This window comes from Cohnella sp. GCM10012308 (genome assembly GCF_042649185.1).
Taxonomy (GTDB): Bacteria; Bacillota; Bacilli; order Paenibacillales; family Paenibacillaceae; genus Cohnella.
This window is the reverse complement of record NZ_JBHRYU010000068.1, coordinates 1-10,777: the sequence shown is the minus strand read 5'-3', so window position 1 is coordinate 10,777 and position 10,777 is coordinate 1. Positions and strand designations below refer to the sequence as shown.

The window sequence follows — 10,777 nt, the reverse complement described above, 5'->3', positions numbered from 1 at the left end:
AAAGAAACCGTTCCTTTCGTAAATGGTTGCTAGACACTTCCATTTTACCAAAGAACGGTTTCTTTTTGTTTTACAAAAACAGGACTGCCCCGCAGGTCATTTTCATGACCCTTTTGGGACAGCCCCTAAACACCTGGATGACATTGATGGATGACGTCGATGGATGACACCGAGCCGATTGCGAACCTCCCTTTTATTTAATGTTATTAATCAAATGCCGGAGACCGTAATAGCGCTCTTCGCTACGGCCCAGTCGCCAAGCGGAGCAAACGCGTAAGTTACGCCAGACTTGAGCTCGCCGCCGTTTTGCAGATCGAACACACCTGTTGCTCCCTTGCGCGTTTGCACGCGATATTGCGCCGTTAATTCGCTGCCGTCATTACCCGTAAGCTTCACGGAACGGAAGGCGAACAGCTCGTCTCCAGGATCGCTTGCAAGCGTGACCGCGAGCGTCTTCGAATCCGTTGCTTGCGCGGAAGCGATCTGCAGCGGTTCTACGCTGCCGGCGACGAACGAAGCATTTTTCGTCTCGAACCAATCTGCGGACACCGTATACGTTACGCCAGGCAACAGCTTCTGGCCCGCAGGCAGCCGGAACTTGGGCTCTTGCTTGCCATCCGTCGATTGGGTGAAGCCGACGTACGATACGGTAATCGGTTCGCCTCCGGCCGGCGTAAGAACGGCCGTGCGGTTCCGCAGCGAAGCGATGATTTGCAGCGTTTTGCCGTTCAAAGCATTGTCGTCTCCCAATACGAGGGCGTTTGAGCCGCGTCCGTCAGCGTATGCGGTGATGACATAACCGTAGTCCACGACACCGTTCGCGAGCAGGGCTTCGACCTCGAAGGTATCGTTTGCGACCTGGCGCGCTTGCTCGAAACGGATAAGCTCGCCGCTGCCGTCGAAAGTAAGTTTCTGGTCGCCTTTATAAGTAAGCGTATAACGCTTGCCCGCTTCCATCGTCGATACCGGAACGATGTACGTATTCGTCGTACCCGTCTTGAGACGCGGCTGATTGACGATCGTCAGGCCTCCGTCGAATTGAAAGGTCTCTGCCGAGCGTTCGATCGTCTCGTCGTTGAGCGACATCGGACCGGACGTCTTTACTTCAAGCGCGATAGAATCAAGCGCTTTTACCGATATAATGCGTGCGTCGTCCGAACGAACGGATTCCTCCGCTAGCACCAAAAGGCGGGCGGTCTCTCCGCGCGTAGCAGCGTCGCTACCATCGCCGATGGCTTGCATCCAGGTTCTGGCGCTCAGCGCATCCCGCTGAACGGCCTTGGCAACCCATGCCGCAAGCTCTTGCTCGCTGACGGCCTTGTTCGGGGCAAAGCCGGCTGCCGTAAACAAGCCGTGATCGATCGCCGTCTTGGCGAATGACGCATACCACTTGCCGTTATGTTCGTTGCCGAGCGCCGCTTGGGAGGACGCAGCCGGCTGAAGGTTCAAGGCTAGCACGATCAGCTTGGCGGCTTCCGCCTGGGTGACCGGTTGGTTGGGCCGAATCGTGCCGTTATCGTAACCGTTCAGGACGCCCTGCTCCGTCAGCCGGTTCACGGCCTGTTGTACGGCGGCATCCATGCTCTCGGATAAGGCTATTGTCTTCAACGATGAAACTGGGGTCGCGGCGGAAGCGGCGGCCGGCGCAACAGCGCCTACGCTAATGGCCGCGGCCAATGTCCAGGCAGCAATCGTGCGGGATTCTTTTTTCATGTGATATTCCTCCTTCGTATTGTCATCCATGCTTGGCTCTCATTTATCGTAACGCCAAGCTTTGAACAATCCCGAAAGAGGAGATTAACAATTTATGAACGGGAGCATAACATTTACGGTTCATAACCCAAAACACTGGCTAGGGCCGTAAAACGCCGACTTAGACCGTAAAACGATATCCCGCGCCCCATACCGTCTCAATGAACTGAGGGTCGGACGGCAGCGCCTCGATCTTCTCCCGGACACGGCGGACATGCACGGCCACGGTCGAGATATCGCCGGCGGATTCCAGCCCCCATAGCCGCTCGAACAACGCCTCCTTGCTGAACACCCGATTGGGATGCTGGGCGAGGAACGAGAGCACGTCGAACTCCCTCGTCGTCAGACCGATTTCTTCCCCACGCACGTAAACCCTTCTCGCGGACCGGTCGATCGTCAGCTCGCGAATGCGAATCTGCTGTTGGTCTGGCGTCTTTCCCGCCAGCCGCTCGTACCGCGTCATATGCGCTTTGGCCCTGGCGATTAATTCGCTAGGGCTAAACGGTTTGGTGACGTAATCGTCCGCTCCGATCCCGAATCCGCGAATCTTATCGATCTCTTCGCTTCTGGCAGAGACGATCAAGATCGGGACGTCCAGCTTGCTTCGAATCTGCCGGCAGAGCTCGAGGCCGTCAACTCCGGGAAGATTCAGGTCGAGCACGATAAGATCGAACCGTTTCGCGAACGCTTTTTCCAACCCTTGCAGGCCGTCATGGGCGAGCTCCGCCCGCATGCCGTTCAGTTCGAAGTAGTCCCGCTCCAGCTCGGCGATCGGGACCTCGTCCTCGATGATCAAGATTCGTTTCATCCGTCTCTCCCGTTTCTCATATAGGTTGTCTGCGATTCGGCAGCTTCGCCGGCGGCGCTCATCGTATCGGCCAACGGAAGACGGATCGTCATCCGGGTGCCTGCCCCTGAAGCGCTCGCGGCTTCGATCGAGCCATGATGCCCTTCCGCGATCTGCTTGGCGATGGCCAGCCCCAAGCCGCTGCCTCCCATCCCGCTGTTGCGCGACGCGTCCCCGCGATAGAATCTTTCGAAGATAAACGGCAACGATTCGGCGGGAATGCCCGGACCGTTATCTTCAACGATTAATAGCGCATGGGCTTCTTCGGCCCCCACGCGAATACGGATCCTCTTTTCATCCGTGTGCATGAACTTCGCGCTGTTCTGGATCAGGTTGCCAAGCGCGCGCTTCAGCTTCGAGCGGTCTGCCAGGACGATCAAGGGACCCGGAAGCGACAGGTCCTGGTCTACTTCGATGCCTTTGCCCTCCAGGTCCCAGACGGATTCCTCAGCAGCATCGCGCGCGAAAGCAATCAGATCGATACGCTCGAATGAATAAGGCTCGCGTTTTAAATCCAGCTTGGAATACAGCAGCAGCTCGTCGACCAGCCTTCCCATGTCGTTTACCTTCGCGTTGATGGTGCCGACGTATTTATCGAGCTTGTCCGGCGAATCGGCCAGTCCGTCCCGAATGCCTTCTACGTAGCCTTTAATCGTCGTAATCGGCGTTTTGAGGTCGTGCGAAATGTTGGAGATCAGGCTTTTTCGATTTTCTTCGTATTGGAGCTGAAGCTGGATGGATTCGTTCAGCCTTCGTCTCATCTCTTCAAAAGACTGGCTTAGCTGTCCGATCTCGTCGCGCGACTGCGGCTTCAATTCGAATTCGAGATCCCCCTCCTTGATCTGCACGGCCGACCGCTTCAACAATTCCAGGGGACGGACCATCGTCCTTGTGATGTAACGATATAGAAGCACGCCGGTCAGCAACATGACGGCAAGGAGCACGACGACAAGAATCGGAAGCAAAGTTCGGACAAGCTCCGCAAAAGGGCTTCTTTCTTTCATTACGTACAAGCTGCCGTACGATCCGTCCGGATAAGAAAAGTCGAATTTGGCGTACGAGAAAAAACGGTTGCCCACATTCAGCGTGCTCCGAATCGAGAGGTTGGCGGCATCGTAGTCCGGCAGCGCAGACAACATCTGAGGTTCGCCGATCGACGGCGAGGCATAGAGCAGCTTATCGTCCTTCCTGACGAACAATCCGGCTTGAACCATTTTTAACTGACGATCGTAATCCGCCAGTACAGCCTCGTCCGTCAACCGTCCGGCATCCTGCTTGGCCTCGTACTTGAGATCCAGGAAGATCGTTTCTTCCTCGTCCGTTAACGGATGCAGGGAATAATGGATTTTGTAAAAGCTGCTGATGCTTTTCATATCGCCCGTTATCGCGACCGACAGCAAGTACGAGGTCATCAGGATAAGAATGAGGGCAACGGCCAGCACCGAACCGAAGCTTAGCAGCAACCGAACGCGGATGGACATCCGCCTCTCCCCCTTTCCTTCCGGTGCTTCCGGTTCTTCCGGTTATGGTTGCGGAGCGGACCGCATCCGGCGATGAAGCTCCTTCACTTGCGCCGCCAGTTCCGGAGCCGGTCCTTCGACCTCCGTATTCCGGATGACTTCCTGAATCCGTAAAGTGCGTACCTTTGGCTCGGGAGCCCCCCATTCGCCAAGCCACTCGGCCAGCTGCGCGGAGGAGCTCGCGTATACGATGCGGCCCAGTTCGACCCAGCCATGAGCTGCCGCGCACATCGGGCAATGCTCGCCGGACGTATACACGGTCGCTTCCCGCCGCTGCTCGGGCGTCAGGTGATTAGCCGCCCAGCGGGCGATCGCGAATTCCGGATGCTGCGTATGGTCTCCGCCCGCCACGCGATTGCGGTCTTCCATCAGAACGCTGCCGTTGCCCGCTACAAGGATGGAGCCGAAGGGTTCGTCGCCGGCATCCAGCGCTCCCTCTGCCAGCTCGACGCAGCGGCGCAAATGCATCAGATCGATCTCATTAATCATGATTGTCCCTCCTGTTCTTTCTTATGCCATCATGGTAGCATGAGGAGATCCATATGAAAAATATTGATTTCTTCGAGCTTAACCAAGATTATTCGTATAGGTATAGATGCGAAAGGAAGGTCGGCTATGGACATACGGCAGTTGCGTTATTTCGCTGCCATTGTGGAGGAAGGCACGGTATCGGGCGCCGCCAAGCGTCTTCACCTGTCCCAGCCCCCGCTAAGCCAGCAATTAAAGGCAATAGAAGAGGAGCTTGGCGTCCTGCTGATGGAGAGAAACGGGAAACGACTGGAGGCGACGGAAGCGGGCAATCGTTTGTATGCGTACGCCTTGCAGATGATCGAGCTCTTGGAGGCGGCCAAATCGGAAGTGACGGAAGTCGGCAGCGGGCTGAACGGCCGGCTCTCGATAGGCGTGAATACCCTGTCCGTATCAGGCCTTTCCCCGGCTCTCCAGATGTTCCAACGGCAGTATCCGAAGATCACCTACAAAATCCATCAAGGGGAATCTTCACATCTGTGCCGCTTGGTTCGAGGACGCGAGGTTGAACTCGCCTTTATCCGGCTGCCGCTTGATCTTGGGGATGATCTTACGGTCTTGCATCATGGACAGGAGCCCTTCTATGTAATCTCCTCGTCGGATAAGCATTTGTTCGGGGAGATGCGGGAGCTCTCTCTTGCAGACATCGTCGACCTCCCGCTCCTGCTTCCAAGCACGCAAGGACTCGGCGTCCATTATTTGATTCTGAAATCGTTTTCCGAACTTCGACTGGAGCCGAGGATCCTGGGGGAATGCTCCGATATCGGCCTCTTGATGAGCCTGGTATCCGCCGGTTCCGGCGTCGCCATCGTTCCGGAATCGCTGCTTGGCCATTATCCGGGTTATCCGATCGTCAGCCGGAAGCTATCCGGCGAATTCATGCCGATGTCGCCGATCGGACTTGTGGCTCTTCGCAACCATCGCCTGTCCAAGGCAGCACGGAACTTTATCGATCTTTACCAGTCGAGGACGTAAGTGTAAAGAAAAGAGCCGTTGCACTAAATACGTGCAATCGGCTCTCGTTCTGTTACCGTAACTCTATATTTGAAATGCCACATTTCATTGCGTACTCCAAGCAAAAAATTATCGAGCGGGCGTGTAGCGGAGCAGGACGACGCCAGAGGCGAAGGGTTTCGTCTCGGCGAGCTTCAGTTTCAGTCGCTCATGGATTCCGCCCAACAATTGTGGGCCGTGCCCGGCAACGATCGGATTTACGAGAAAGTGATATTCATCCACCAAGTCCAACTGCGCAAGGGTCGAACCGAGACCGGGACCGCCGTTCACGAGCAGGTTCTTCCCTTCTGCCGTAAGCCTCGGCACCTCTTCGGATACAGGCCCCTTCAACAAGAAAGAATTATGCCACGACACATGATCCAGCGTCCGAGAGAAAACGTACTTGGGCTTCTCGCTAAGCTTGCGCGCGAAATCAACGATAAACGGAGGTCCTTCGCCGCTGCGCGCAATGGCCGGCCAGAATTGCTCCATCAGTTGATAGATTTTACGTCCAAAAAGCCCGGCATCGGCCTGGTCCATCAAGTCTGCCGTATACTGATGAATCTCCTCGTCGGCTATCATCTGCGCGTGATCGCAGCACCCGTCCAGCGTTACATTCATTTGCATGACTACTCGTCCCATATGCCGCCTCCTTTTTAACTGTATTTTACCATTTTGAGGCGTCCTGGTTTCTCGTGGATTGCTGAGAATGGCCGTTGCGATAAATAAGTTGTTGGCCGCTAGCAGAATTCAATAAAATGATCTTTTAAATAGACGATCTCATCCGCGATATCACTGACGTACTTTTCATTGCTTACGGGCAACAGAACCGCCGCGTCATGCTCTTTCAACACTTGAAGGAATTTTTTATTATGGGCATTCAATAGGCTTGGAAACCATTGAGACTCGATCCAAGGCGCACAGAATAAGGCTTTCTGAAAACTAAATCCAATGGCAAGCGAGGCTCTCCGTTTTTCGATTCCGTTGATTTCTAATGCTCTGTCCGCTCTGTTGCTTAACCCGAATAGCTCACAAATTTCTTGAACGTTATATTTGTTATTCGAAATTTTTATTCCTTGCAAAATTTGATCTTTTACTGTGATTCTTTTCTTGAAATATTGAGAAAATGTTTTTTCCCCGTAGGGATGCTCCGCTACCCCTTCCCCGATGTAACAAGAAAAGTGTTTCATGTCCTCATTGCCGATCCATTTTTGGTTCATCGTTATGCTTGAACTGCTCTTGTAGTAAATGTCTTTTCCAGAAAGTAAATAAGATAACAGCCATCCTCCAAGTCCCAATCCACCGATAATGCCATAGATACGTCCTGATTTAATATCAATCGATAAATCACTCACCCTATCGATCATCGAGAAACGGTTAAATATTGTCGGGCTTGAATGGTAATTTAAATCTTTAATCGTTAAAAGAAATGGAGTGTTCATAAAGTCCCTCTATTCCGCTAAGCTTTTCTGTCAGTTTGAATTATAGCATCCTATCCGAGCCAATCGTTATTTCTGTATTGTTCCTTCGTTGGTTAACCTCTCTTTATCCTTCAAAGAGAAAACGCCAGGCTCCCAAGTCTCAATATGTTCGTATCCGCCAATAATGTCTTCATTAACTTGATAAATATAAGCGTATAGATTTTTTCCGCTGTTATGTTTTTCACTCAGCAAGTAGGTTGTAAGAGAGATCTCTTTGTTCAAATATGGCTTTAAATCAACAATGGCTGCGATACTGGGATCCGACGTAAAAACCAACATGAATGTTGCGGTGCTTCAACGCGTACTCAGTGTTCATTGTAACAGTCCCTGTCGCTTCAATAGCGGACCGTAAACATAAAAAAGACTGCCGAGCGTTTCTCGACAGTCTGAGCAGAAGCGCCAGCTCCTGTTTTCTTTCAGATGCAAAGCTGAAACTTGACGAGGCAACCTACGGTTCTAGTAAGTACCAAGCGTGGCGCCCGACGTGATCGCATAGTCGGAGGTCAATACGACCTTGTAGTTGCCGCTGGGCTGATTGCTCGCGAGGTTGTACCATCCGCCGATCGTCTGGCCCGGTCCGATGTAGGCGGAGTTGCTGCCGACATACACATCTCCGGATGAGGTGACGCGGTAAAGCGTCATGTTCATCGCGGTGCTGTTAACGGAGCTCGTATTGGTCCATGCGCCGCCGACGCGGATATTCCCTGATAGAGCGCTCGTCCACGTTCCCGAGAAAGCTTGAGTCGTCGCCGAAATGGACGCGGATGCCGTTTGACCTGTACCGTTAATCGCGACTACCCGCACCGCGTAAGTTCGGCTCGGCGTACCGCTGAATGTATACGAGTTGCCGCTTGTAGTGCCGAGAAGCACATTGTCTCTGTACACTTCGTAGCTTACGGCATTGGTGGCTGTCCACGACAAATTGACGGACGAATAAGTGCTCGTGTACGCAATCGAAGGCGCCGTCGGGGCCGGAGCGCAGCCGAGCGTCGTGGCGGCCGCCGAAGTCGTCGCATAGCCGCTTCCGCCGGCAACGGTAAACGTATAAGCGGTACACGGCGTCAGTCCGTTTACAATCATTCCGTTGCCTGCATAGGTCGTCAGATAGCTGCCGTTCTGATAGACCGTCACGACCCCTTCGCCAGGCTGGAGTGTCCAGTTCAACTGCAGCGAATTAGCCGTGATGTTGGTGATCGCTGCGCTCACTGCAGCACTGGCCGTCGTTGCCGGCAGCGCCGATGCCAGGATCAAGGCACCCATTAGCCATTTGCGAAATTTCATCATACACGTCCTCTCAAATTGGAGTGAATTGGTAGCGGATCGAAGCAACGATAATCTAACATGCAGCCTTACGCCTATTCAACTATTTGCATCTATTTATGTAATATTACGCATATTTACCATTGAATCGCACCTAACAATATGGTTCCCCTTTGCGGATCCATGCTTGCCGCTTCTATAGGTATGTGCAAAATTACAATAGTTATAGACATTCTTATTTTTATCCATAGTTGGTATTGTATATCTGAAATTGAATAATGCGCGGTGGATGGTCGGCGATCACTCTCGGAGACTCGGGCGAGGGGCGAGCCGGGCCGGAAAAACGCGTATAGCTGGAGAAAAGCGGAGGTGATCGACGCTCGGAAGCCCGCGCTTACCCGAAATGCAAAAGCAAGGCTTGCATCGCAGGTTAAATCTAGTGCATTTTTTAACTACATTTAATATGCCAAGGAGGCTACTCATGTCCACTCGTATTCAAGTCCTGAAAAAGAGGTCTACGATCGCTCTGCTGCTCACGCTTCTGATTGCCGCTGCGCAATTGTCGTTTAATCTAAGCAGCGCATCCGCTTCGTACAACCTTGCTCTGACCCGGTATGTATGGGCAAGCAGCGGTGCCAATCCTTCCAATGCCGTGGACGGCGGACAGAGTACCTTCTGGCAGCCGAACTTTGGCGCGGCGGGTTGGATCACGGTCGATCTCGGCAGCGTTCAGTCGGTTAACCAGATTGTCCTGAAAACGCCGACCTATGGCCACTTCGTCGAAGCGGTAACGATCCAGACCAGCAATTCGACGGACGACAGCAGCTTTGCGACCCAATCGACCAGCACCCAAGCCTTCTACTCCGCCAACTACTATACGGTCACGATCAATCTGCCGAGTACCGTCAGCACGCGATACGTTCGCGTAAACGTAGCGCCGGTCAGCACAGCGACGATGATCGGCGAGCTTGAAATTTACGGACCGTGACCTGTAATCGCCGGCGCGAAGCGCTTCTGAAGTCGGAGTCTAGACGTAACGTCATGCTTGCATAGACAAAAAAGAGCAGCCCGCAAGCTGCTCTTCTTAACATTGCTTTGGTTAATCTTTCATCTTTTCGTCCAACCACTTCGCCTCGTGTTCGAATAGCCTGCCCGCCTTCGAGGTGCGCAGCGCATGCAGCAGTTTTATGACCTCATCGTTATGGGGCGCTATTCTGTTGAGAAACGAAATGCCGTGCATCAGTTCGCTGATTGGAAGCTGCCCGCCCCCTTTGCGCTGCCGCGATACGATCGTTTTGACCCGGCGCATAACGGTTCCCGTTTCCGAGTCGCCGCCCCATCGGTCGATAGCTTCCATCGCACTCCATTTCACGTCAGGCGACCTGTCGTTTTCAAGCGCCGCCACAAATAAGGACAGTTGAGCGCTATCCCCAAACTCGGCTGCAAAACGGATGGCCAGGCTGCGAATCTCGCTATTCGGCGATTCGACGAGCGCCAATACATCCGGGAGTGCCTCTTCCAGACAGAGATGCTTAAGCGCCCACAACGTATAGATGATGTCACATTCGTCGTTCGAGTGACGAATGATCTCGATCAACCGCCCCTTCGCGTCTTGCGGCCGGCAGCGGGCCAGCACCCGAAGCGCTTCCCTGCGGATCGAACCGTCGCGCGATTCGGACAATGCGAGAAAGGGGGCGGCGTCCGGCACTTCCGGTACGCGCGCGAACGACCACATCATTCGCGACTTCATTTGTATCTTATTCGTTTTCTCGAACTCGCCCAGCATCAAGCGGACAGCCCTCGCGTCCCCCGTATTTATCGCCAGATGGCTCCATAGGAAGCAGACGTTCACCCTTGTATCGTCGTCCTGCGATTCCTCGAGAACTTGTGCAGCAGTATCGATCACGGCTGGATCGTCCAGCCGTTCTGCATCCCGCAGCGCTTTCCAAGAAACTTGGTCTTGCGAATTCCGAACCTCCCTGCCCTGCTCATCCGTCTTGATCGTCATGCGATGCAGCAAGTCTCGAATGTATGGAGTGCCTTTACTCATATGCTGCCCTCTCCCATTCTCGTAGAACGTCAATTACAAATACCATAACGCGAAAAAGAGCCTTATTGCAATGAGGTTCGCAATAAGGCTCTGTTCGATTGCTAAGCGGTTACTTACGACTCCTGATCGGACTGAGAATCCGCTATTCTTGCTTAGAGCGCCGAATCCGGTTCGCTTCGGACACAGAATACACTATCTGCGGGATTACCAGTCATATTGGGTAGCGTCAAGAAGTTTGTGTAAGTAAGGCATCTCATCGTTATACGCATGTAGATGTCGAGAAGTTGGGGGACGCAGCCCAAGCGAAGGCGCGGGAGTTCTATTCCGCTTTTTCCATTGCATGAGC

10 protein-coding genes are annotated in these 10,777 nt (G+C 53.4%); 2 read left to right on the top strand and 8 right to left on the bottom strand.

Translation table 11 applies throughout. The annotated features are described in order from the left end of the window. Positions 1-210 precede the first annotated feature (210 nt). From ACFOTD_RS34305 to ACFOTD_RS34290, 4 genes are all read right to left on the bottom strand, one after another. Positions 211-1,713 (bottom strand): S-layer homology domain-containing protein, encoded by a 1,503-nt coding sequence (locus tag ACFOTD_RS34305; RefSeq protein ID WP_378124499.1) that lies wholly within the window; start codon positions 1,711-1,713, stop codon positions 211-213. Positions 1,714-1,873: 160 nt separating this feature from the next. Further along, positions 1,874-2,560: a response regulator transcription factor gene (locus ACFOTD_RS34300; RefSeq protein WP_378124498.1), complete on the bottom strand. Its 687-nt coding sequence runs from the start codon at positions 2,558-2,560 to the stop codon at positions 1,874-1,876. Then, entirely contained in the window at positions 2,557-4,080 is a 1,524-nt protein-coding gene (locus ACFOTD_RS34295; RefSeq protein WP_378124497.1) for a sensor histidine kinase, read from the bottom strand. The genes ACFOTD_RS34300 and ACFOTD_RS34295 overlap by 4 nt, the downstream gene beginning before the upstream one ends. Before the next feature lie 42 nt (positions 4,081-4,122). Beyond that, positions 4,123-4,608, bottom strand: a complete 486-nt coding sequence (locus ACFOTD_RS34290) for a nucleoside deaminase (RefSeq protein WP_378124496.1) — start codon at positions 4,606-4,608, stop codon at positions 4,123-4,125. Between the two features lie 126 nt (positions 4,609-4,734). Here ACFOTD_RS34290 and ACFOTD_RS34285 point away from each other — a divergent pair, with 126 nt between their 5' ends. Continuing rightward, positions 4,735-5,622, top strand: coding sequence for a LysR family transcriptional regulator (locus tag ACFOTD_RS34285; RefSeq protein WP_378124495.1), 888 nt, complete (start codon positions 4,735-4,737; stop codon positions 5,620-5,622). 108 nt (positions 5,623-5,730) lie between these two features. Here the strand turns inward: ACFOTD_RS34285 and ACFOTD_RS34280 are convergent, their stop codons facing one another. The 3 genes from ACFOTD_RS34280 to ACFOTD_RS34265 all read right to left on the bottom strand — a co-directional run bounded on the left by ACFOTD_RS34280 (position 5,731) and on the right by ACFOTD_RS34265 (position 8,402). Next, the gene (locus ACFOTD_RS34280; protein WP_378124494.1) at positions 5,731-6,261 is read right to left on the bottom strand and encodes a dihydrofolate reductase family protein; all 531 of its coding nucleotides are present in this window, start codon (positions 6,259-6,261) and stop codon (positions 5,731-5,733) included. 119 nt (positions 6,262-6,380) lie between these two features. Beyond that, positions 6,381-7,082 (bottom strand): hypothetical protein, encoded by a 702-nt coding sequence (locus ACFOTD_RS34275; protein WP_378124493.1) that lies wholly within the window; start codon positions 7,080-7,082, stop codon positions 6,381-6,383. A 495-nt stretch (positions 7,083-7,577) separates the two neighbouring features. Further along, complete coding sequence (locus tag ACFOTD_RS34265; RefSeq protein WP_378124491.1) at positions 7,578-8,402, bottom strand: hypothetical protein; 825 nt, start codon at positions 8,400-8,402, stop codon at positions 7,578-7,580. 460 nt (positions 8,403-8,862) lie between these two features. Here ACFOTD_RS34265 and ACFOTD_RS34260 point away from each other — a divergent pair, with 460 nt between their 5' ends. Next, positions 8,863-9,369, top strand: a complete 507-nt coding sequence (locus ACFOTD_RS34260; RefSeq protein ID WP_378124490.1) for a discoidin domain-containing protein — start codon at positions 8,863-8,865, stop codon at positions 9,367-9,369. 111 nt (positions 9,370-9,480) lie between these two features. Here ACFOTD_RS34260 and ACFOTD_RS34255 read toward each other — a convergent pair whose 3' ends face one another. Continuing rightward, positions 9,481-10,431, bottom strand: a complete 951-nt coding sequence (locus ACFOTD_RS34255; protein WP_378124489.1) for a HEAT repeat domain-containing protein — start codon at positions 10,429-10,431, stop codon at positions 9,481-9,483. Positions 10,432-10,777: the final 346 nt, after the last annotated feature.